The 22,682-nt window shown below is 60.4% G+C and carries 20 protein-coding genes; 13 read left to right on the forward strand and 7 right to left on the reverse strand.

Going from position 1 to position 22,682, the window contains the following annotated elements:
- Nucleotides 1–392: 392 nt before the first annotated feature.
- Nucleotides 393–1,376 (reverse strand): Ig-like domain-containing protein, encoded by a 984-nt coding sequence (locus PHI30_RS07265; RefSeq protein ID WP_300025935.1) that lies wholly within the window; start codon nucleotides 1,374–1,376, stop codon nucleotides 393–395.
- Nucleotides 1,377–1,479: 103 nt separating this feature from the next.
- Nucleotides 1,480–2,646: an FtsW/RodA/SpoVE family cell cycle protein gene (locus PHI30_RS07270; protein WP_300025938.1), complete on the reverse strand. Its 1,167-nt coding sequence runs from the start codon at nucleotides 2,644–2,646 to the stop codon at nucleotides 1,480–1,482.
- Between the two features lie 159 nt (nucleotides 2,647–2,805).
- On the opposite strand from PHI30_RS07270, the gene tsaE reads away from it, so the two are divergent.
- Genes tsaE through upp form a run of 3 tightly spaced genes read left to right on the forward strand, consistent with a single transcriptional unit; the run spans nucleotide 2,806 to nucleotide 4,598 of the window.
- On the forward strand, nucleotides 2,806–3,237 hold the full coding sequence (gene tsaE, locus PHI30_RS07275) for a tRNA (adenosine(37)-N6)-threonylcarbamoyltransferase complex ATPase subunit type 1 TsaE (RefSeq protein WP_300026035.1): 432 nt from the start codon (nucleotides 2,806–2,808) through the stop codon (nucleotides 3,235–3,237).
- Nucleotides 3,234–3,923: a tRNA (adenosine(37)-N6)-threonylcarbamoyltransferase complex dimerization subunit type 1 TsaB gene (gene tsaB / locus PHI30_RS07280; protein WP_300025939.1), complete on the forward strand. Its 690-nt coding sequence runs from the start codon at nucleotides 3,234–3,236 to the stop codon at nucleotides 3,921–3,923. The genes tsaE and tsaB overlap by 4 nt, the downstream gene beginning before the upstream one ends.
- A gap of 42 nt (nucleotides 3,924–3,965) precedes the next feature.
- Nucleotides 3,966–4,598: a uracil phosphoribosyltransferase gene (gene upp, locus PHI30_RS07285; protein WP_300025940.1), complete on the forward strand. Its 633-nt coding sequence runs from the start codon at nucleotides 3,966–3,968 to the stop codon at nucleotides 4,596–4,598.
- Between the two features lie 75 nt (nucleotides 4,599–4,673).
- On the opposite strand, the gene PHI30_RS07290 is transcribed toward upp, so the two are convergent.
- From PHI30_RS07290 to PHI30_RS07300, 3 genes are all read right to left on the reverse strand, one after another.
- Nucleotides 4,674–5,366 (reverse strand): hemolysin III family protein, encoded by a 693-nt coding sequence (locus tag PHI30_RS07290; RefSeq protein WP_300025941.1) that lies wholly within the window; start codon nucleotides 5,364–5,366, stop codon nucleotides 4,674–4,676.
- Between the two features lie 14 nt (nucleotides 5,367–5,380).
- The gene (locus PHI30_RS07295) at nucleotides 5,381–6,040 is read right to left on the reverse strand and encodes a hemolysin III family protein (protein WP_300025943.1); all 660 of its coding nucleotides are present in this window, start codon (nucleotides 6,038–6,040) and stop codon (nucleotides 5,381–5,383) included.
- 171 nt (nucleotides 6,041–6,211) lie between these two features.
- On the reverse strand, nucleotides 6,212–7,609 hold the full coding sequence (locus PHI30_RS07300) for a sodium:alanine symporter family protein (protein WP_300025945.1): 1,398 nt from the start codon (nucleotides 7,607–7,609) through the stop codon (nucleotides 6,212–6,214).
- A gap of 330 nt (nucleotides 7,610–7,939) precedes the next feature.
- Here PHI30_RS07300 and ssnA point away from each other — a divergent pair, with 330 nt between their 5' ends.
- The 4 genes from ssnA (at nucleotide 7,940) to PHI30_RS07320 (ending at nucleotide 15,014) form a co-directional block, all read left to right on the forward strand.
- Nucleotides 7,940–9,283: a putative aminohydrolase SsnA gene (gene ssnA, locus PHI30_RS07305; protein WP_300025947.1), complete on the forward strand. Its 1,344-nt coding sequence runs from the start codon at nucleotides 7,940–7,942 to the stop codon at nucleotides 9,281–9,283.
- Between the two features lie 34 nt (nucleotides 9,284–9,317).
- Nucleotides 9,318–12,269: a putative selenate reductase subunit YgfK gene (gene ygfK / locus PHI30_RS07310; protein ID WP_300025949.1), complete on the forward strand. Its 2,952-nt coding sequence runs from the start codon at nucleotides 9,318–9,320 to the stop codon at nucleotides 12,267–12,269.
- A 112-nt stretch (nucleotides 12,270–12,381) separates the two neighbouring features.
- Complete coding sequence (locus PHI30_RS07315; protein ID WP_300025951.1) at nucleotides 12,382–13,293, forward strand: MoxR family ATPase; 912 nt, start codon at nucleotides 12,382–12,384, stop codon at nucleotides 13,291–13,293.
- Nucleotides 13,293–15,014 carry a hypothetical protein gene (locus PHI30_RS07320; protein ID WP_300025953.1) on the forward strand — a complete coding sequence of 574 codons (1,722 nt, stop codon included), beginning with the start codon at nucleotides 13,293–13,295 and terminating at the stop codon, nucleotides 15,012–15,014. The genes PHI30_RS07315 and PHI30_RS07320 overlap by 1 nt, the downstream gene beginning before the upstream one ends.
- 53 nt (nucleotides 15,015–15,067) lie before the next feature.
- Here PHI30_RS07320 and dpaL read toward each other — a convergent pair whose 3' ends face one another.
- Nucleotides 15,068–16,282, reverse strand: coding sequence for a diaminopropionate ammonia-lyase (gene dpaL, locus PHI30_RS07325; RefSeq protein ID WP_300025956.1), 1,215 nt, complete (start codon nucleotides 16,280–16,282; stop codon nucleotides 15,068–15,070).
- A gap of 235 nt (nucleotides 16,283–16,517) precedes the next feature.
- On the opposite strand from dpaL, the gene PHI30_RS07330 reads away from it, so the two are divergent.
- The 4 genes from PHI30_RS07330 to PHI30_RS07345 all read left to right on the forward strand — a co-directional run bounded on the left by PHI30_RS07330 (nucleotide 16,518) and on the right by PHI30_RS07345 (nucleotide 20,664).
- Entirely contained in the window at nucleotides 16,518–18,770 is a 2,253-nt protein-coding gene (locus PHI30_RS07330; protein WP_300025959.1) for a cation-translocating P-type ATPase, read from the forward strand.
- A 15-nt stretch (nucleotides 18,771–18,785) separates the two neighbouring features.
- Nucleotides 18,786–19,118: a metal-sensing transcriptional repressor gene (locus PHI30_RS07335; RefSeq protein WP_300025962.1), complete on the forward strand. Its 333-nt coding sequence runs from the start codon at nucleotides 18,786–18,788 to the stop codon at nucleotides 19,116–19,118.
- 19 nt (nucleotides 19,119–19,137) lie between these two features.
- Complete coding sequence (locus tag PHI30_RS07340) at nucleotides 19,138–19,335, forward strand: heavy-metal-associated domain-containing protein (RefSeq protein WP_300025965.1); 198 nt, start codon at nucleotides 19,138–19,140, stop codon at nucleotides 19,333–19,335.
- Between the two features lie 303 nt (nucleotides 19,336–19,638).
- A complete protein-coding gene (locus PHI30_RS07345; RefSeq protein WP_300025968.1) occupies nucleotides 19,639–20,664 on the forward strand; it encodes a G5 domain-containing protein in 1,026 nt (341 codons plus the stop codon).
- 58 nt (nucleotides 20,665–20,722) lie between these two features.
- Here the strand turns inward: PHI30_RS07345 and PHI30_RS07350 are convergent, their stop codons facing one another.
- Nucleotides 20,723–21,409 (reverse strand): YjjG family noncanonical pyrimidine nucleotidase, encoded by a 687-nt coding sequence (locus tag PHI30_RS07350; RefSeq protein WP_300025971.1) that lies wholly within the window; start codon nucleotides 21,407–21,409, stop codon nucleotides 20,723–20,725.
- A gap of 111 nt (nucleotides 21,410–21,520) precedes the next feature.
- Here PHI30_RS07350 and rsmA point away from each other — a divergent pair, with 111 nt between their 5' ends.
- Together rsmA and scfA are read left to right on the forward strand one after the other, a co-directional pair.
- On the forward strand, nucleotides 21,521–22,378 hold the full coding sequence (gene rsmA, locus PHI30_RS07355; protein WP_300026037.1) for a 16S rRNA (adenine(1518)-N(6)/adenine(1519)-N(6))-dimethyltransferase RsmA: 858 nt from the start codon (nucleotides 21,521–21,523) through the stop codon (nucleotides 22,376–22,378).
- A gap of 132 nt (nucleotides 22,379–22,510) precedes the next feature.
- Entirely contained in the window at nucleotides 22,511–22,657 is a 147-nt protein-coding gene (scfA, locus tag PHI30_RS07360) for a six-cysteine ranthipeptide SCIFF (protein WP_300025974.1), read from the forward strand.
- Nucleotides 22,658–22,682: the final 25 nt, after the last annotated feature.

Below are 22,682 nucleotides of genomic sequence, written 5' to 3' on the forward strand. Positions count from 1 at the left end.
GATTTATTTTTGTATGCAAAAATAAAAGGCTTTCGAAAGATGTCAAGTGGCAAACTAAATTACAAATCTTATCAATTTTCCTACGGAAAGAAAATTGGTGAGGTTTGTAATTTAGGCAAACTCTTGAGATCGTCCTCCATGGTGACGATCTCGGCGAGCCGGGGACCAGTGCGCACACTGGTTTTAGGCTGCGCCAGCCGATGCAGTAACGTTTAGGTCTATCGTCCCCAGCAGGATAAGAAGAAGCCGGAGCTTTCGCCCCGGCTATACTTTACCATATTTCTGGTAATTGTCCAAATTCTTCTTGACATTTGTCCCCGGAATTCGGAATCCGGGCAAAAGCAGCCCCCCGAGCCGTGAATACACGGCTCGGGGGGCGTATTGATGCTCTCTCAGTTCAGAAAGTCAAAGATACCGCCGGGCTTTTCTCCATCCAGCAGGGTCTTTGCGGCAGACAGCATTTCCGCCGCGTCCGCCCGGGTGACGGACTCCTCCAGCCCCTCACTGCCAAAGCTTCCGGCAGAAAGCACGCTGACCGCTTCCATGTTGCCCACGGCCTGCGCCGCCCAGGAGGGCACCGCTTGCCGGTCCGCATACCACACGTTCAAATCCACGTCGCCCAGATTCAAAACCCGGTCCAGCACGGTGGCGGCCTCGCTGAACGTAATGGTATTTTCTCCCTGGAACGCCACGCCGTCGGCGGTGGTCTTGCCCTGCACGATTCCATCCGTCACACCGGCTGCGGCATAGGCCTTCGCCCAGGTGGGAATGCTCTCATCGTCGCAAAAGCCGGTCATGGTGACGGCGGAGACATCTCTGCCGGCAGTCTCCATCGCCATGGCCAGAAACTCGCTGCGGGACACGGTGGCGTCGGGTTCAAAGTAGAACTTCTCCCCGATCTTCGTTCCGGTAAAAATACCGGCTTCCGCCAAGTGCTGCGCGGCGGCAGCGGCGGTGCTGCCCTCCGTGTCGGCGTAGGTGACGCCGGACTTGGTCTTTTCGATGGTGACAGTCACCGTGGCGGGCAGGGACGCATTCCCGGCGCTGTCACTGGCCGCATAGGTGAAGCTGTCGCCGCCGGAGGCGCCGTTTTTAGGCGTATACGTGAAATTCACGCCGTCCACCGCCACCGCGCCCTTTTTCGGCTGGTCCACCACGGCGAAGGTAATGTCATCCCCCTCGCTGTCGCTGGCCAGGAATTGGGCCTTGTAAGGGATGTTGCGATAGGTGCTGATCTCGATGTCCCGGGCCACGGGAGCGCCCGCTGCCGTCTGGGGAGCCGCTTTTTTGCCGAACAGAGCCGAGGCGCTGCCGCTGAGGACCAGAGCCGCCGCCAACGCCAGAGCGGCCGCGCGTTTGATGGTAAGTTGTTTCAAGGCGATCGAACCTCCTCGATATTTTGGTACAGGAGTAGTGTTTTCCCACTCGCCGGAATTATACAAAAAAGCAGCCGGGTTTCCGGCTGCTTTTCAACTTTATTTATCGCAGGAGCCTTCCCGGCCTTCTCATGGCGGGCAGTCGCTTTTTGATGCCGGACACAATGCCCATAGCCATGAACAGCGTGACGATGGAAGAACCGCCATAGCTGAAAAACGGCAGGGTGATCCCGATGACCGGCATCACAAAAAGGCACATCCCGATGTTGACGGCGGTCTGGAAGATCAGCATGGCGGCCATGCCCACACAAACATAGCAGTGGAAGGGCGTCTGCGCGTTTTTTGCCACCAGCAGCACCCGCACGATCACCGCCGTGAGCAGCGCTATGATGACAAGGCAGCCAAGCATCCCCAGCTCCTCCCCCGCCACGGAGAAAATAAAGTCCGTCCACCGGGCCGGCAGCGACGTGCCGTAGCTGCTCTGGGTCTGGGTGCCGTGCAGATACCCCTGCCCGAACAACCCGCCGGACCCCAGCGTCAAAAGGCTTCGGGTCTGCTGCCACCCCGCGTCCAGCGGCTGATAGGTGTGGTCAAACAAAACGATGAACCGGTCCCGCATATGCGTGGGCAGCAGCTGAAGCTGCCACGCCGCCGCCACCGCCGCGCCGCTGCCCAAGAGCATCAGCGCGAACCAGCGCAGGGCATAGCCCGCCACAAACGCCATGCAAAAGAAGATGAACAAAAACACCAGCCCGTTGCCCATGTCGCTGGAGACGACGAAATACAATCCGCAAAGGGCCACGGCATGTCCCGCCGTGAACGCAAAGGACCCCATGGAACGAAGGTCTCGCTTTTCCTCCCGCAGCCATTCCAGCTGCTTGGCCAAAAGCAACACAAAGGTGATTTTCACCACCTCCGCCGGTCCGATGCTGACGGGGATTCCGGGAAACCGCAGCCACGCCCGGTTGCCGCCCACGGCTTTTCCAAGGGGCGTGCGCAGCAGCAGAATAAACCCCACGTTAAAGGCCAGTATCCATCTCCACTTCTTCATCACAACTTCCAGATCCACCATGGAAAGCGCGATATACACGCAAATGCCCAGCGCCAGCGCCGCCGACTGAATGATCACGTAGCGGTTGTCCCCCTTATACCGGGTGGCGCTGAAGATCAGGACAATGCCAAACACCGTGGACGCGCAGCACAGACCCAGCAGCACCAGATCGGCCTGCTGGAAAAAATCCGCCAGAATTGCTTTTAGACGATTCAACATAGGGAGACAGCCTTTCTCAAATGGGCAGAATACAACAGATGAAGTATACCACAAACAGAAAACTGTGTAAACGTCGCAAATTTCTTTTTACAGTTTGTTCAAACTGTGATATACTATCTGCGGCAATTTTGTAACTTGCGGAAAGGCAATGATGCGTTTATGGAAGTTCTCTCCCACAGCGAAGCGGAGACGGAAGCGCTGGGCGCCCGTCTGGCCGCAAGTCTCGCCCCCGGCGCGGTGGTGGCCTATCGAGGGGGGCTCGGCATGGGGAAAACCGCCTTTACCCGGGGCCTTGCAAAGGGTCTTGGATACACCGGGCGGGTCACCAGTCCCACCTTCACCATCGTCAACGAATACGAGGGCGGCCGCCTGCCCCTGTTCCACTTTGACATGTACCGTCTGCCGGACGAGGACGCCCTGTTCGACATCGGATGGGACGAGTATTTAAGCCGTGGCGGCGTCTGTGCCGTGGAATGGAGCGAGCAGGTGACCCCGGCGCTGCCCGCTGAAACCGTCTATGTCACCATTGCCCGCGCTCCCGCAGCGGACGACGGGCGCATCATCACCGTGGAAGGAGCGGATCTCCCATGAGAATACTTGCCCTGGAGACCTCGGCCAAGGCCGTCTCCGCCGCCGTGACGGAGGACGGAAAGGTCCTTGCCAGCGGCTATCAGGACACCGGACTGACCCACAGCCGCACCCTGATGCCCATTGTGGAGCATCTGCTGAAAAACACAGAGCTTACCGTCGGGGACTGCGACGCCATCGCGGTGGCCGTCGGGCCCGGGTCCTTTACCGGCATCCGCATCGGCGTCTCCGCCGCCAAGGGTCTTGCCTTTGCCGCGGACAAGCCCGCCGTGGGCGTTTCCACACTGGCCGCCATGGCCCGAAACGTCTCCTTTGCGGACGGCTTGATCCTCTGCGCCATGGACGCCCGCCGCGAGCAGATCTACAACGCCATCTTCGAATCCCAAAACGGTCGCCTCACCCGATTGACGCCGGACCGCGCCATTGCCCTTTGCGACCTCGCACAGGAGCTGCAAACCGACTCGAGAAGCAAACTTGTGGTGGGGGACGGCGCCGCGCTGTGCCTTCGCCACCTTGCCGCCGCCGGGATCGCGTGTCATCTGGCACCGCCCCACCTGCTCATGCAAAACGCGGTGTCTGTCGCGCTGGAAGCGGAGCAGTTGGCCGCCGAGGGCGCTCTGGTCACCGCCGACGAGCTGCAGCCCGTTTACCTCCGCCCCGTGCAGGCACAGCGCTTGCAGGAGAAATAACAAGTCTAATTTTACATTTTTTTGAGATAAAGGAGAGCAATTATGAACGGAAAAGTACACATCATGGACCATCCTCTGGTCGCCCACAAAATGACCATCCTGCGGGATAAGAATACCAGCGTGAAGGACTTTCGGGAGATCGTCTCCGAAATTGGAATGCTCATCACCTACGAAGCCACCCGCGACCTGCCTTTGACCACCAAGGAGGTGGAAACCCCCATCTGCAAAACCACCGCTCCCACCCTCAAGGGCAAGAAATTCGCCGTGGTCCCCATCCTCCGCGCGGGTCTCGGTCTGGTGGACGGCGTGCTTCAGATGGTTCCCGGCGCCCGCGTGGGCCACATTGGTATGTATCGGGACGAGGTGACGCTGGAGCCTCATGTGTACTTTTGCAAGATGCCCAAGGACATCACGGAGCGGGACATCATGATCGTGGACCCCATGCTGGCCACCGGCGGCAGCGCCGAGGCCGCCATCTCCGAAATGAAGAAGCGGGGCTGCGTCAACATCAAGCTGATGGTGCTGCTGGCCGCACCGGAGGGTATCGAGCACATTCAAAAGATTCATCCCGACGTGGATATTTTCTGCGGCGCTGTGGACGATCACCTGAATGAAAACGGCTATATTGTGCCCGGTCTGGGCGATGCCGGCGACCGCATCTTCGGAACGAAGTAAGAATACCCGCATACCGGCGCTTTCCGGTTTCAAAAAGCGGCTGAGAATTGATTCTCAGCCGCTTTTTTATATCGTTCAATAGAGGAATCGGACAATTCCAATCCATTGCAGGGCCGCTGCGGTCAGCACAAACAGGTGCCAGACGCAGTGGTCGTACTTCCGGCTCCGGGCAAAGGGGATCATGCCCGCCGTATACACCACGCCGCCCATCAGAATGCACCAGAGCAGCGGCCGGTTGCTGCGGTAAAAGTCCGGCAGCAGCATCACGCCGCTCCACCCAATCAAAAAATACAGTGTGAAGTGCAGCGGGCGAAAGCGGCCGGGGCCAAACACCGCCACCAGCGTCACCCCCACCGCGATGACGCCCCACTGGACGCAAAACAGCGTGACACCCAGCTCTCCCCCCAGATACACCAGCAGGAGCGGTGCGAAGGTGCCGCCGATGAGCAGATAGATGGAGGTATAGTCAAACCTGCGCAAAAGCCGCTTGACGCCGGAGCGCGCGGGCATGGCGTGATAGAGGCAGCTGGAGAGCATCATGAAGATCATGCTCCCGCCGTACACGCAGGCGGCCAGCACCGCCGGACCGTCCGGCGCCTTCGCCAGCAGCACCGTCATGGCCGCCACTGCCAGAACCGCGCCCGCCCCATGGCTCACCGCGTTGAAGATCTCTTCGCCCACCGTCAAATGAGGCGGCTCGTTCAAGGCCCGCACCCGCTCTTTTCGCTCCGCCCGGGCATATTGTTTTGCTGAAAAGGAAGCTTCCATTCCGTTCTCCTCCCTTATAATACGTAAAAATAAACGGCCAGATAGTGAAAGAAGGACCCGGCCAGAATCAGCACATGAAAAATTTCATGGAACATCCACGCCGGGGAAAAATTCGGCTTTTTGATCGCGTACAGCACCGCGCCCACGGAGTAGCACACGCCGCCCAGCGCCACCAGCGCAAGGCAGGCGGTCCCCACGGCGGCAAAATCCCGCCAGACAAACAGCACCGCCCAGCCCATCACAAGGTACACCGCCGTGGAGAGAATTCGCGGCGCGTTGATCCACAGCAGCTTCACCAGCGTGCCGCCAATGGCCACCGCCCACAGCAGCAGGCAAAATTGCAGTCCCTTGGGCTGGGGCAGCAGCACGATGGAAAACGGCGTGTAGCTGCCGGCGATGAGCACATAGATCATGCTGTGGTCCAGCTTCCGCAATCGGCGCTTCACGCCGCCGCTATTGGCATTGCCGGGATAAAAGTGGTAAACGGAGCTGGCGGTATACAGCGCCAGCATGGAAAAGCAAAAACACATGGCGGAGGCCAGCGCCGCCGTGGACGCCCCCGCCTGCACCGCCCTTGCCAAAAACAACACGCCGCCAAGAAGCGCCGCTGCGGCTCCGATGGCGTGGGTGCCGCAGCTCACCGGGTCTTGCGCGTGGGTAAAGAAATTTTGCATGAGTGCCCTCTCCCTGTATCGCAGAAATCGTTCTGTCAATATCATGTAATCTAGTTTCGTATACTATATTACACGGTTTGATCGTCGATTTCAAGTAGCATTTGCAAGTTTTCCTGTCCGATACGGAGAAAAAATTGACAAAAAAAGAGGGCGCCTACGCGCCCTCTTTGGTCAGTTCCAAAATTCCGTTTGATCTCGCAGTCCGATGTCGGCCGCCTGGAACACCGGGTCCTTCCCCTGCCGCTTCTGGGAAACGTAATCGCGAAGCGCCAGCAGCGCGGGCTTTGACAGCAGAAGGATGGCCGGCAGATTGATGAGCGTCATGGCGCCCATGGTCACGTCCGCCGTGTCCCACACCAGAGAAAAATCCAGCTGCGCGCCCTGAAACACGATCAGCACCGCGACAAGGCGAAAGAGCGTCATCTCCCAGCGTCGGGCATCCCGGCGCAGCAGATACTGGAGGTTGCTCTCGCAGTAGTAGTAATTGCCGAGAATGGTGGTAAAGGCGAAGAGGAGCGTTGCGCCGGTGATGAACCAATGGCCCGCAGTGCCAAAGGTGCTTGCCAGCGCCGTCTGGACATAGGGCACGCCCTTGAGCGCGGGCGTGGGCGCCACGCCGGAGCAAAGGCACAAAAAGGCGGTGGCGGTGCAGATGACCAGCGTGTCCAGAAACACCGAGAGCATCTGGGCCAGTCCCTGCTTCACGGGATGGGAGACCGACGCAGCCGCCGCCGCATTGGGCGCGGACCCTACGCCCGCCTCGTTGGAAAAGAGGCCGCGCTTGATGCCGTGCATCATGGCGGAGCCGGTAAACCCACCGAAAATCGCCTGAAAATCGAAAGCATTTTGGAAAATAGCCGCAATCACGCTGGGCAGCAGGCGAATGTGCATCGCAATCATGATAAGCGCCACCAGCACGTAAGCTCCGCCCATCAGCGGCACGAGGATGCTGGTGACTTTGGACAGTCGCTCTCCGCCGCCAAAAATGCATACGGCGGTCACCACCGCCAGTATACCGCCCACCACGAAAGGCGTGCGGAGGGAGAACCATTCGTATCTGGAAAAGGCGTCCACCAGATTGAAGGAGGCCACCATATTAAAGCCCACAAGATACGTCACCAGCAGGCACACGGAAAAGACCGCCGCCAAAGTGCGGCTGCCCAGCGCCCGCTCGATATAGTACGCGGGTCCGCCCCGGCTGCCGCCGTGTCCGTCCCGGACCTTGTAGATCTGGGCCAGCGTGCTTTCAATAAAGGCGGACGCACCGCCCAGCAGCGCCACCACCCACATCCAAAACACCGCGCCCACGCCGCCCATGCAGATGGCGATGGACACGCCCGCGATGTTGCCGGTCCCCACCCGGGAGGCCGTGGAGATCATCAGGGCCTGAAAGGAGGACACGCCGTCTCCGTGGGTTTTCTCCCGCAATACCCGAAACGCCTCTCCAAAGAGACGAATCTGCACAAAGCGGGTGCGCAGTGTGAAATACAATCCCGCCGCCAGCAGCAGGATCACTAAAATATAGGTATACAGCCAGTTGCTCAGGGTGGATATCAACTCCGCGACCATCTCATTCTTCCTTTCCTCTTTTAAAGCCTGTTCAGCATAGCAGAAGGTTGTCCCTCTTGTCAATTCCAAAGGGGAAAACTTCCCCTTCCTTATTTTGTATGCTTCCGGCGTTCTATACAAAAGCGGCCTCAAAAAATTTCAGCCGTCCCGCTTGCATTTTTGTCCTTTCTCCGCTACAATAAAGATAATACAAGCAAATCAGGATAGCTGCAACGTAGTGCCGCGCGCACGGGCTGACACCTATCTTCTTTTGCGTTTGATGGGTGTTTCGGGCCGATGCGGGTCTGAAACGCCTTTTCTTTTTACAAAAGGCACAAGGAGGTTTTTAACATGATCTTACTGGCAAACGGCAAAGTCATTACCCGAGACGATCTCGGCGTTTCCTACCTGCCAAACGGCGGCGTTGTGACCGACGGCGGCAGCATCGTGGCGGTGGGCAACACCGCCGATTTGAAGGCCCAATACCCCCAGGCGGAATTTGTGGACGCCCGGGGCGGCGTCATCATGCCGGGACTTATCAACGCCCACACCCACATCTACTCCGCCCTCGCCCGGGGCCTTTCCATCGAGGGCAACCACCCCACCAATTTTTACGAGGTGCTGGACGGGACCTGGTGGGCCATCGACCGCCATCTGGACCTCGCCGCCACCCGGGCCTCCGCCCAGGCGCTGGTGATGGACTCCATCAAGCAGGGCGTCACCACCATCTTCGACCACCACGCCTCCTTTTGCGAGATTCCCGGCTCTTTGACGCAGATTGCCGAGGTGACACAGGAGATGGGCATTCGGGCCAGCCTTTGCTACGAGGTCAGCGACCGGGACGGCGAGGAAAAATCCATCCAGTCCGTGGAGGAAAACAAGGATTTCATTGACTACTGTGAGAAAAACCCCAGCGACATGCGCAAAGCCATGTTCGGCGGGCACGCGCTCTTCACCATCTCGGACAAGACCTTTGACCGCATGACCGCCGCCAACGGCGGCCGCGTGGGCTTCCACATCCACGTCTCCGAGGGGATGAACGACGTGTACGACAGTCTGCAAAATTACGGACGCCGTCCCGTCCAGCGGCTCCACGACCATGGGATTCTGGGAGAAAAGACGATCCTCGGCCACTGCATCCACGTCAATACCGCCGAAATGGACCTCATCAAGGCAACCGACACCATGTGCGTCAACAATCCCGAGAGCAACATGGGCAACGCCGTGGGCATCTCCCCCGTCCTCCAGCTGTACAAAAAGGGCATCCTTCTGGGCATGGGCACGGACGCCTACACCAACGACATGCTGGAATCCATCAAGGTGGCCCTCTGCTCTCAGCGGCATAACGCGTGCCTGCCCGGCGTGGGCTGGTGCGAGGTCACCGACATGCTGTTTCAAAACAACGCCCGGATGGCATCGCGCACCGGCTTCCCCACCCTCGGCGTTTTGCGCCCCGGCGCGGCGGCGGACGTCATCGTCATGGACTACAAGCCCTATACGCCCTTCTCCGACGAAAACGTCGACGGCCACATCCTCTTTGGCATGACCGGCCGCCAGTGCCAGACCACCATGATTAACGGCAAGATTTTAATGCAGGACCGCCAGCTGACCGAAATCGACGAGGAAGCCGTCAACGCGCACATTCTGGAGAGCGCCAAGCGCCTCTGGGGCGCGCTCAACCACCGCGTCTATTGAAAACAATTTGCTTTACGATAAAGGAGGAACCACGATGTCCGAACAGATGACTCCCATCCCCTTCCGGGAACTTTTAACGTGGATCACCGCGGAATACCGCCGCCAAGGCACGGTATTCGGCGTCCACACCCCGTACCATGCCGGTGTGAAGAAGCTGCCCATTTTTGGGGAGACCATCGAAACGCCCTTCGGCCCCGCCGCCGGTCCCAACACCCAGCTGGCCCAAAACATCATCGCGGGCTACTTTGCAGGCGCCCGCTTCTTTGAGCTGAAAACCGTGCAGAAAATGGACGGCGCGGAGCTTGCCGCCTGCATTTCCCGTCCCTGCATTCTGGCGGAGGACGAGTGCTACAACTGTGAATGGTCCACGGAGCTGACCGTGCCCCAGGCCTTTGGGGAATATGTGAAGGCTTGGTGCGCGCTGAAGATCATGGCGAAGGTCTATGGTCTTGGCGACCCGGACGGCTTCGTATTCAACATGTCTGTGGGCTACGATCTCGCGGGCATTCAGGGGGAAAAGATCGACGCCTTCCTCAGCGGCATGACCGACGCCTCCGCCACCCCCATCTTCCGGGAATGCATCCGGGTTTTGCACGAATTTTTCCCCGCCGAGGGCGCTTTTATTGACGCCATCTCCCCCCGCGTCTCCCGCAGCGTGACGGTCTCCACCCTCCACGGCTGCCCGCCGGACGAGATCGAGCGCATTGCCTCCTACCTCATTGAAAAGAAACATCTCCACACCTTCATCAAGTGCAACCCCACGCTGCTGGGCTATGAGACTGCCCGGTCCATTCTGGACGGCATGGGATACGACTATATTGCCTTCGACGACCACCACTTCAAGGAGGATTTGCAATACGCCGACGCCGTGCCCATGTTCCGCCGCCTTATCAAGCTGGCCCAGTCTCAGGGCGTGGAATTTGGCCTGAAGCTCTCCAACACCTTCCCGGTGGACGTGAAGGCCGGGGAGCTGCCCAGCGAGGAGATGTACATGGCGGGCAAGGCCCTCTTCCCCCTCACCACCGCCATGGCCGCCCGGCTCTCCCGGGAATTTGACGGCAAGCTGCGCCTTTCCTACGCTGGCGGCGCGGACGCCTTCAACATCGAAGCGCTGTTCGGGTGCGGCATCTGGCCCATCACCATGGCCACCACCGAGCTTAAGCCCGGCGGCTATCAGCGCTTCAAGCAGATCGGCGACAAGCTGGATGCGCTGTCCTTCGCCCCCTTCACCCGCGTCGATGTGGACCGTATCGAGGCGCTTTCCCGAGCCGCCCAATCCGACGCGCATCACGTCAAGGCCCTCAAGCCCCTGCCCCGGCGCAAGCTTTATGAAAAGGTCCCCCTGCTGGACTGCTTCACGGCCCCCTGCAAGGGCGGCTGCCCCATCGGGCAGGACATTCCGGAGTATATCGAGCTTTGCCGCAAGGGGCACTACGCCGCCGCGCTGCGTCTCATCACGGAAAAGAACCCCCTCCCCTTCATCACCGGCACCATCTGCGCCCACCGCTGCATGACCAAATGCACCCGGAATTTCTACGACGAGCCGGTGCACATCCGGGGCACCAAGCTGGTGGCCGCCCAGCGGGGATACGACGAGTGCCTGCGCGCGCTGCCCGTGCCCGCCCCCTCCGGGAGCGGCGCGAAGGTTGCCGTGATCGGCGGCGGCCCCACCGGCATGTCCGCCGCCTACTTCGTGGGCCGCGCCGGGATTCCCGTCACGCTTTTTGAGCGCTCCGACAAGCTGGGCGGCATCGTCCGGCAGGTGATCCCCGCCTTCCGCATTTCGGACGAGGCCATCGATAACGACGTGGCTTTGATGGAAAAGATGGGCGTGGAGATCCGTTTGAACACGGAGGCCCCCTCCGTCGCAAGCTTGAAGGCCCAGGGCTACACCCACATTTTCTTCGCCGTGGGCGCGTGGAAGGCCGGCAGGCTGGACATTCCCGGCAACGTGGTGCCCGTCATCGGCTGGCTGCGGGATATGAAGGCGGGCAAGGCCGTTTCTCTTGGCCACGTGGCGGTGGTCGGCGGCGGCAACACCGCCATGGACGCGGCCCGGGCAGCGCTGCGCGCAGGGGCAGTCTCCGCCACGCTGGTCTATCGCCGCACCAAAAAATATATGCCTGCCGACGCGGAGGAGCTGGAGCTGGCTCTGCGGGACGGCGTACAGCTTTTGGAGCTGGCTGCCCCCGTGGAGCAGGCAGCGGGCAAGCTGGTGTGCAAGAAAATGCAGCTGGGTCCGCCGGACGCCTCCGGCCGCCGCAGCCCTGTGGAAAGCGGGGAAACCGTCTCCATCGACTGCGATACCGTGGTCTCCGCCGTGGGCGAGCGGGTGGACAGTGATTTGTTCACCGCCAACGGTATTGACGTGGACGCCAAGGGCATTCCGGATTTTGTGACCAACCTGCCCGGGGTCTACGTGGGCGGCGACGCCATGCGCGGTTCCGCCACGGTGGTGGAGGGCATTGCCGACGCGCAGGGCTTTTCCAATGCGGTCATTGGGCGTGCGCACCCGGTTTCCATTCCCACCCACGCCAAAGCCACTCGGGAGGAGGCCATCGCCAAAAAGGGCATTCTCTGCGAATCCGCCAAGTGTGAGGGGGACCGGTGCCTCACCTGCAACGTGGTGTGCGAGTGCTGCGCGGACGTTTGCCCCAACCGGGCCAACGTCGTCATCACCCTGCCGGACGGCCGCCGAGAGATTCTCCACGTGGACCGGATGTGCAACGAGTGCGGCAACTGCGCCGTTTTCTGCCCCTATGACTCCGCTCCCTACCGGGATAAATTCACCCTGTTTCTGGACGGCAACGGGTTTTCGGAGAGCGAGAAGAATCAGGGCTTCTTGCCGCTGGGCGGGCACAAGGTCCTCGTCCGACTCAATGGCCGAGTGCTCAATGTGGATCTGGACCAGCCCAACGACCTGCCGCCGGAGATCGAAGTTTTGATTTTGACGGTTTTGACCGACTACGCCTACCTGCTGGGCTGAGGATTTTTCCCCTGCGGAAACAAACCGACAAGCGCCCGGAGATTTGCTCCGGGCGCTTGTTATTTCTGGAAAAGATGCTATCATAAAGACAGTAACAGTTGGGAGGTTTCTTATGCTGAACTTTCTGAAAAGCGAGGGCGTGGACGCCGGGATTCTGAAAGAAATTGAGAAATTTCGCGCCGAGCATCCAACGGAGGAGACACTGCGATGCCGGATCCCGGAGCCGCGGTATCTATACTACGGCAAAGAAGTCTGGGAGGAGGCCATCACCGCGCTGGTGTGCGGGGAAAATCTGCTGCTGGTGGGGCCAAAGGCCACCGGCAAAAACGTGCTGGCGGAAAATCTGGCCGCCGTATTTGCCCGCCCCAGCTGGGACGTTTCCTTTTACATCAACACCGACGCCGCCACCCTGCTGGGAACGGACACCTTTACAGGCGGCGCGGTGGCGCTACGCAAGGGCCCCATCTACCGGTGCGCGGAGGATGGCGGCTTTGGCATTCTCGACGAGATCAACATGGCAAAAAACGAGTCGCTGGCGGTACTTCACGCCACACTGGACTTCCGCCGCTCCATCGACATGCCCGGCTATGACCGCATCGCGCTGCACCCCGCCGCCCGGTTCATCGCCACCATGAACTACGGCTACGCCGGCACCCGGGAGCTGAACGAGGCGCTGGCCTCCCGCTTCGTGGTAATCGACATGCCCGCCATCACGACGGAGGGGCTGGTGAAGCTTTTGAAGCGGGAATTTCCCGCCCTCTCCCCCGCCTATGCCGACCAGTTTGCCGGTCTCTTTCAGGACATTCAAAAAAAGTGTGACGGCGGCGAGCTGTCCACAAAGTCCTTGGACCTGCGGGGCTTACTTGCCGCCGTCCGGCTGATGCGGGCGGGACTGGAGGGCAACCGGGCGCTGGAGCTGGGCCTTGTCAACAAATCCTTCGACAGCTTTGAGCGCCAGCTGGTGACGGATGTGATCCGCACCCGGCTGCCGGAGTGCATCCGCTTTGAGGATGTGTTCGCCTGATGGAAATTCTGGACAGTGAGAAGCGCCGCGCGCAAAATCTCATCTGGAATGCCGCCGGGGAGTATCGCTTCGAGCCGGACTTCAAGGCCTATGACGAACAAGGCCGGGCCGACCTGTACTGGAACAGCATCATCGGCATCGTGCGAACGCTTTGCGGCCCGGAGACCTTGAAATCGCTCTTTGAGAGCTTTCACGGCTGTGTGGACGAGCCGCTTTATGAGCGGCTCGTGTGGCTGGGACTGGAAAACGCCGCCTTTTTACACCAGTCGCCCTCCCGCCCCGCCCTACCGTCCCTCCGGCAAAGCTACGCCCGGCGGGTGGTGGCGCTTTGCGCCTCCAACCCCACGGACCGTCTGCTGGACGTGCTGGAGGAGGCCCACTTCCGCCGGGCGCTGGGCGAGGACCCCCCGATTAAACCCCGGGACCGGGAGATTCTGGACGCGCTGGAATTCCCCGGCGATTTGCAGGGAAACGCGCTGGCGGACCGGGCCCTCGCCCTGCTGCGGGAGTATTTTGGTTTTGTCCCCGGCGAGACCCAGACGCAGGAGGAACAGGCGGCAAAAAAGCGGCGCATCTTCCTCGGCTTTCACCGCAAGCTGCGCGCGGACCTGCCCGCCGTGCGGGGCTTTGGCTATGGCTTTGGCGAACACACCGCGGCCTCTGTGGGCGGCGGAAAAGAATCCGGCCCGCCCCAGCGGCGCATCACGGACCTGACGTCCGCCCAGAGCGAGGCGGCGCTGCGCACGTATATCCGGGATTTCTTCGGTCCCCCGCTGTACGCTCCGGAGCAGTCCCGGCAGCTGGAGGCGCTTCTTTGCACCGGCGACCACACCGGCTGTCACCTCTACTACGCCCGGGGCGACGGAGAACTGGAGCGCACCGTGCGCGGCTACGCCGGGGCCCAGCGCCGAGAAGCGCTCAAGCAGATGGAGCGAAACCGGAGCGCCTACCGTGCGGATGAGGTGCGTCACCGGACCAGTATCGCCCGTCTCACAGCCCGCATCCGAAACGCCATGCTGGCCTATCTCCAGCCCACCGTGGTCCGCTCCGCCTCCGGCATGCTGGACGCGGGCCGTGTCTGGCGGGGCATCTATTTGAAGGATGACAAGGTCTTTTCCCGCACCTTGCAGACAGACCCCGGCGACCTTTGCGTGGACCTTCTGCTGGATAGCTCCACCTCTCAGCTCAGCCGGCAGGAGACCGTGGCGGCGCAGGGCTATATGATTGCGGAAAGTCTCACCCGCTGCGCCATTCCGGTCCGGGTCACCTCCTTTTGCTCCCTCAGCGGATACACCATCCTCACCCGCTACCGGGACTATCGGGAAACGGAGGCCAACGAGCGGATTTTCCACTATTTCACCACCGGCTGCAACCGGGACGGTCTGGCCATCCGCGCGCTTGCCAGGGAGCTGGAGGACGCGCCCTGCGAACACCGCATCGTCATTCTCCTCTCCGACGCCAAGCCCAACGACGTTGTAAAGCTGCGCCGCGGCGGGGGCTATGTGGACTACGCGGAGCAAGAGGGCATTCAAAACACCGCCATGGAGGTGCGCGCCCTGCTGCACCGGGAGATTGCCGTCATCTGCGTTTTTACCGGTGATGACGAAGACATCCCCGCCGCCCACACCATTTACGGGCGAAACTTTGCCCGCATCCGCTCTCTGGACCAGTTTGCGGACACCGTGGGCACCCTCATTCAAAACCAGATTCGGAACCTTTAGAATGCCGCAAAAGGGCCGGCGAAGCGTAGCTTCGCCGGCCCTTTTTTATCGTCTTAAACCGTTGGATACTCCCCATCCCAGAGCACCTTGCGGAACTTCATGGGGTCGGTATTGCCCTCGGTGGAAAACAGCAGCACCTGGCTGAGCCGATCCAATTCCAGCTCCTCCCGTAAATCCTTGTATTCATCCGTCTCCAGCAGCGCCGCCAACAGGCCCATGCCCACCGCGCCGGACTCGCCGGAGATCACCGTGGGGTCCCCCTTCACCGGCACGCCCAGCATCCGCATTCCACGGGCGCTGACCCAGTCTGGACAGGAGACGAAGGCGGAGACGTGATTGCGCAGAATATCCCACGAGAGGAGATTTGGCTCCCCGCAGGCAAGACCCGCCATGATGGTTTTCAGGTCGCCCTTGACCACCTGGGGCTTCCCGTCCCCCGCCAAAGCCCCCCGATACAGGCAATCTGCGGCGCGGGCCTCCATCACCACGAATTTGGGCGGGTCGTTTGGAAAGAGGTTTGTGAAATAGCCCACCACCGCACCGGCCAGACTGCCAACGCCCGCCTGAACGAACACGTGGGTGGGCCGGTTGACGCCGATCTGACGCAGCTGGTCCGCCGTCTCCGCCGCCATGGTTCCGTAGCCCTGCATGATCCAGGCCGGGATTTCCTCATACCCCTCCCAAGCCGTATCCTGCACCACAACGCCGTGCTTTGTCCGCCCCGCCTCCGCTGCTGCCATGCGGACGCATTCATCGTAGTTCACGTCCTCAATGGTTACCTGCGCGCCCTCCCGGGCAATGTTTTCATAGCGGGCAAGGCTGCTGCCCTTGGGCATATGTACCACCGCCCGCTGCCCCAGCTTATGCGCCGCCCAGGCAACGCCGCGGCCATGGTTTCCGTCGGTGGCCGTAAAAAAGGTGGCCTGTCCGAAGGCCTTGCGAAAGTCCTCTCCGGTCAGGTAGTCATAGGTCATCTCGCCAACATCCCGGCCCATCTGCTGGGCAATATAGCGCGCCATGGCAAACGATCCGCCCAGCACCTTGAAGGCATTCAGCCCAAACCGGAAGGACTCGTCCTTCACAAACAATCCGCCAAGGCCCAGATAGTCCGCCATTCCGTTCAGCCGGGCCAGAGGTGTCACGGAATACTGGGGAAAGCCGGTATGGAACAAACGCGCCTTGGCAACATTGTCCAAATCCATAATGGCCAGCTGTCGGTCCTCACTGGGCGGCATGCGGTTTGCAGCCCACTTGATCGTCTCTTTCACCATTCCTCACCTCAGAAAAATTTTTAGTTTATCAAAATCTTTATTAGTCTTTAACACCATGATAGCACACTCTTTCCATAAGTCAAGGTCTTTCGCCACCCTTTGCACACTGAGAGTAAGTTTTCCCCCACTTTGGGCATCCTGATAAAAAGGGCTTGACAAATACCCCGTGGGGGTATATATTCAGTGTCAGCACGATACCCCCACGGGGTATTCTTAAAAACAGGAGGTTCCTATGCGGGAAGAAAAATATGACATTATCGGAATGCACTGCGCGGCGTGCAGCGCATCCGTTGAAAAAGTGACCCGAAAGCTGCCGGGTGTTGCGCGCAGCGACGTCAATCTCACCACCGGCATCATGACCATTGTCTACGACGAAGCGCAGACCACCGGGGCGCAAATTGTTGCCAAGGTGCAAAAGGCGGGCTTTGAGGCCGCGCTCCACGCGGGCAAAGCAAACAGCAGCGAAGCGCAGCCCGGCCCGGACACGGAGGAAGCCACGCTGCGGGAAAAGAAGCGGGAGCTGATTGCGGCGGCCGTCTTTTCCGTGGTTTTGCTGTATGTGTCCATGGGGCAGATGCTGCCCTTCGGACTGCCGTCTTTGCCGCTGCCGGACCTTTTCTCCATGCACACCCATCCGGTGAATTTTGCGGTTTTGCAGTTGCTGCTCACCATCCCCGTGCTCTACTGCGGGCGGCACTTTTTTACCGGCGGCTTCAAGGCGCTCTTTCACGGAAATCCCAACATGGACTCACTGGTGGCAATCGGCTCCGCCGGGTCCTTTGCGTACAGCCTTGTGATGACCTTTCTCATCTCGGACGATCCCCACGCCTATGTCCACAGCCTTTACTACGAGTCCGCCGCCGTGGTGCTGACGCTGGTGTCCCTCGGAAAATTCTTAGAGAGCCGGAACATGCAAAAAACCAAGGGCGCCATCACGTCCCTCATGCAGTTGGCCCCCGACACCGCCATTCTGGCAGACTCCGGGCGGGAGATTCCCACCGGGGATTTGAAAACCGGGGACGTGGTGCTGGTGAAGCCCGGCGCCCGGATACCGGCCGACGGCGTTGTGCGCCTTGGGGAGAGCAGCGTCAACGAGGCCATGCTCACCGGGGAAAGTCTGCCGGTGGAAAAGTGCGTGGGCAGTGAGGTCATCGGCGGAAGCATCAACCAAAACGGCGCGCTGCACGTGCAGGTGACCCGCACCGGCGAGGATACCACCCTCTCCCGCATCATCCGGTTTGTGGAGGATGCCCAGGGCAAAAAAGCGCCCATTTCCAGAACTGCGGATAAGGTGGCGGGCGTTTTCGTTCCGGCGGTCATCGCCATCGCGGTGCTCTCCGCCGTGGCCTGGGCCATGGCCGGGCAGCCCTTCTCCTTTGTGCTGCGGGTATTCACCTCCGTTTTGGTGATCGCCTGTCCCTGCGCGCTGGGACTTGCCACCCCAACCGCCATCATGATGGGCACGGGGCTGGGCGCCCGGCACGGTATTTTGATCCGCTCCGGCGAAATTTTGGAGATCACCCACAGCGTAGACACCGTGGTGCTGGACAAGACCGGCACCGTCACGGCGGGCAAACCCGCTGTGACCACGGTGCAGGCCATCACGGGGGACAGCCGCTCGCTGCTCGCCACCGCTGCGGCTGTGGAGTCCGCCTCGGCCCACCCGCTGGCAGAGGCCATCACTTCCTATGCAACCCAGCAGGGGCTGACCGATCTTCCCACGCCCCAGCGTCTTGAGACCCTCTCCGGCCGCGGCGTACGGGCGGAGGTGGACGGAAAAACCGTGCTGGCGGGCAACCGCCGACTGATGGAAGAGGCCGGCATCGACCTCTCGGCCCTTCTGGGGCAGGCGGACGCGCTGGCCTCTCAGGGGCAGACGCCCATGTACTTCGCGGAAAACGGCCGCCTTCTGGGGCTGATTTCCGTTGCGGACATGGTGAAGGACACCAGCGTGGAGGCCGTCTCCCGCATGAAGGCCCTCGGTCTCCACACCGTGCTGCTCACCGGCGACAACCGCGCCGCCGCGAGATACATCGGCACTCTGGTGGGCGTGGAGGAAGTGATTGCCGAGGTGCTGCCGGAGGAGAAGGCCGGGGTCATTGAGCGCCTGCAAGCGGAGGGCCGTAAGGTCATGATGGTGGGAGACGGCATCAACGACGCCCCCGCCCTCACCGCAGCCACCGTGGGCTGCGCCATCGGAAGCGGCAGCGACATCGCCATCGAATCCGCCGACATCGTTTTGATGCGGGACGACTTGCAGGATGTGCCCCGGGCGCTGCGGCTGTCCGCCCTGACGCTGCGGGATATCCGGCAGAATCTTTTCTGGGCCTTTTGCTACAATGTGGTCGGCATCCCCATCGCCGCCGGGCTTTTGTATCTTTTCGGCGGCCCCCTGCTCTCCCCCATGTTCGCAGGCGCCGCCATGTCCCTCAGCTCCGTGTGCGTGGTGGGCAACGCCCTGCGCCTCGGCAGGGCCAAGCTTTAAAAGGAGGCACTTTTCATGAACAAAAAAAATGACGAATCCGCCATCCCCTGCGAGACCTCCCCGGAGTGCTGTCGCCACAAGCACCGGGACGCCCCGGAATACGACGCCCTGCTCAGGCGGCTCAGCCGAATCGAGGGGCAGGTCCGGGGCGTGCGGGGCATGGTGGAAAAAGAAGCCTACTGCACGGACATCCTCACGCAGGTCTCCGCGATCCAGTCGGCGCTGAACGCCTTTTCCCGGGAGCTGCTGTCCAATCACATCCACACCTGCGTGGTGCAGGACATTCAAAACGGGCATCCGGAGGTCGTGGACGACCTTCTGGTCACCATTCAAAAACTAATGAAATAAAGGAAAGAAGGATTTTCCCATGACCAAGATTTCTGTCCCTGATATGATGTGCGAGAACTGTGTCAAGCGCATCACCGGTGCCCTCTCCGGGGCCGCGCTCAAGTTTGAGGTAAGTCTCACCGACAAGTGCGTCACCATCGACGGCTCCAAAACCTGTGTCGATACCGCCGTCAGCGAATTGGAAGATTTGGGCTTTACGCCGGAAATTCAGAAATAAATGTAATTTTTTCCCGAAAACTGAGCAAAATACTCCCGTATCACACGAAAATGGTACGGGAGTATTTTTTACGCTTTTTGTGTTACTATTTTGTAATTTTTTGATTTTACCTTACAGTTATTTCCAGCGTTTTTTCATCGTTTTAAGTCTAAAGTGGGATGCCGCGTGCTGTAATTACCGCTCAAACTTGACAAAAGTGGGAGCAGGGTGTATACTGACACCAGTTTTTCGGTCAGTAACAAAAGTTACAAGTTGTTTCTCCCGTGGAAGCCGGGCCGCGAAACTTTTTCAGGAGGTATGATTTTGAAACACCATCACCTACGGAAAAACCTGCATGAGTTCTGGAAGCGCCGCGGCATGACGGTCTTTGCCACGGCCTGTATCCTGTGTGTCAGCATCGCCGCAACCAACTGGGCAAGCGCCCTGTATATTCTCACCGGGGCGGAGGATTCCGCCATCGTGCTGGACGGCTCGGGCCCGGTGCCGGACCTTTCCGAGCAGCTGGTCTATGTGAGCTCCAGCTCCAGCGGATACGATGTGACGCTATCCGCCGGACAGACGGTCACCGTCCGGCAGGAGGGCGCCAGCATCTCCGTTCAGTCCAGAGAAGAGACCATCTCCGCCCTGTTAGACCGGCTGCATCTTGTTCCCGGCCCATTGGACATGGTGGGCGTGGACCTCAGCGGAGAGGGCGTTGTTTTGACCGTGTCCTCCGACATCACCTATTACGATCAGGTGAAGGAGACCGCCGCCTTTGCGTCCCAGCGCGTCGCCAACCCCGAACTGCCCCAGGGCACGGAGCGGGTGGTCCAGACGGGGACCAATGGTATCCGGACCGCCGTGTACGAAGTGGTCTGGTCCAACGGTAAGCAGATCTCCCGCCAGTTTGTGGAGGCGCTGGACAGCACCGCCGTGGACGAAATCGTGGAGTACGGCACCGCCGTGAAGGAGGTCGTCGCCTCCGACCGCATCGCCAGCGTGAACAAAAACGCCGACGGCAGCGGTACGCTGGTCTTTGGCTCTGGCGCCACGCTGGCCTTTTCCGGTGCAAAATCCATGACCGCCACCGCCTACACCGCGGGATACGGCGGCGCGGACACCTGCACCGCCACCGGCACTTCCGTTCGGGTTGGCACCGTGGCCGTGGACAAAAAGGTGATCCCGCTGGGGACCCGGATGTATATCGTTACCAACGACGGCATTGTCTACGGCACGGCAGTCGCCGAGGACACCGGCGTGCGCGGCAACACGGTGGACCTTTATTACGACACCTATCAGCAGTGCATCAACTTCGGCCGCCGGAGTTGCACCGTGTATATTTTGGAGTGACTCCTTTTCTCATGCAAAGGTTCTCCCCCGGTACCAAAAGGTACCGGGGGAGTTTTTGTTACAGACGCTCCAGCAGCGGCACAAGCTCCTCCAGCGCGAAGATCGTGTACTCCGGCGTGATATCCTCCCGGGCGGGCAGATACTGCGCATTGAACCAGCAGGTTCGTATCCCTGCGTTGTGCCCGCCCCGGATGTCGGAGGTCAGGCTGTCCCCCACCATCAGCGCCGTTTCCCGGGAGAAATCCGGAATGGCGGCAAAGCAGGCGTCAAAAAAAGCCTTTTGCGGCTTGTCCGCTCCCAGCTCCTCGGAAATGAAAATGCCCCGAAAATACTGCTCCAGATCCGCGCTTTTCAGTCGGCTCCTCTGCACCGCCGACGCGCCATTGGAGGCAAGATACAGCTCGTATCGGGGCGCGAGCCGCCGCAACAGCGCCTCCGCTCCCGGCAAAAACACGTGTCCCTCCGCCAGAAAGCCCTCATAGCACCGACACACCGCCTCGCTGGAGCGCTCCGCGCCCAGCTCCGCAAACAGCAGATCGAATCGGCGCAGCAGGACCTGCTCCCGGCTGAGAAGGCCTCGCTCCAGCAGCTGCCACTGCTCCTGATTGAGCACATGATACCGCGCGAGCACGGCAGGCGTACACGCAATCCTAGCCTGCCCCAGCGCCCGAGTCAGCGCGGCGGCCTCCGCCTTTTGAAAGTCCAGCAGGGTATCGTCCAGATCAAAAAAAATTCGTTGGATCACGGTGGAGCCTCCCTTCTTTTATGCACCCTATTTTACAGGATTCGTCAGGGGTTTTCAAATCCTTTCTTTTTTGGTATACTGTTTCCATCGATTGTGAAAGGCGGAGATGCCATGAATCTTTGCGACTATGATACCATCGGGGCGCTGCTGGGGCGTCACGGATTCCATTTTTCCAAATCCATGGGGCAAAATTTCCTCATTGATGCCCAGGTCCCCGCGGACATTGCCGCAGCCTCCCAGGCAGACGCAGCTTGCGGCGTGCTGGAGATCGGTCCGGGCATCGGACCGCTGACGGCGGAGCTTGCCCAGCGCGCAGGCAAGGTGGTGTCCATTGAGCTGGACAAGTCTTTACTGCCGGTATTGGCGGAGACCATGGCCCCCTACCCCAACGTGGAAATCATTTCCGGCGACGCCATGAAGCTGGACCTTCCATCGCTGGCAGCGGAGAAATTTGCGGGACTCACCCCCATCGTGTGCGCAAACCTCCCCTATAACATCACGACGCCGGTGCTGACGAAGCTCATTGAAACGCCCTGTTTCCAAACCGTTACCGTGCTGATTCAAAAGGAGGTCGCGCAGCGGCTTGCCGCAGCGCCGGGTTCCGCCGACGGCGGTTCCTTCTCTCTCTTTTTGCAATACCACATGGAAACAGAGGTCCTCTTCGACGTCCCGCGGGACAAATTTCTCCCCGCGCCCAAGGTGACCTCCGCCGTGCTGCGGTGCGTCCGCCGGGAAAAACCCGCGGTGGCGGTAGCGGACGAAGCGTTCTTTTTCAAGATCGTGCGGGGCGCCTTCCTGCTGCGGCGCAAAACGCTGCCCAACAGTCTTGCCGCCGCGCTGCCGGGCTTTTCCAAGGAGACCCTCACCGACGCCATCCTCCGCTGCGGTCTGCGCGCCGACATTCGCGGCGAACGCCTTACCCTTGCCGACTTTGCAAGGCTCACGGACGTGCTGTCCGCTCTGCGGTAAGGACGGCGCGGCGGAATCCCTTGACTTTATTGGGCTTGTGTGCTAAAATTTTTCCGACAAATAGAGCCGCTGTCCGCCGCTTGCGGCAGATGGCGGGAAGACACCAAAATTTAGAGATTGGAGCGATGAACAATGGAAAGAATTAAGACGCTGGAGACCCGCAACCTGTGTGAGAGCGCCAAAAACGGCGGCTGCGGCGAGTGCCAGACCTCCTGCCAGTCCGCCTGCAAGACCAGCTGCGGCGTGGCGAATCAGAAGTGCGAAAGCGCTGAGAAGTAAGCATCTGCAATCAGAAAGGTGCCGC

The sequence above is a fragment of the Oscillibacter sp. genome (genome assembly GCF_028693505.1).
Classification (GTDB): Bacteria; Bacillota; Clostridia; order Oscillospirales; family Oscillospiraceae; genus Oscillibacter.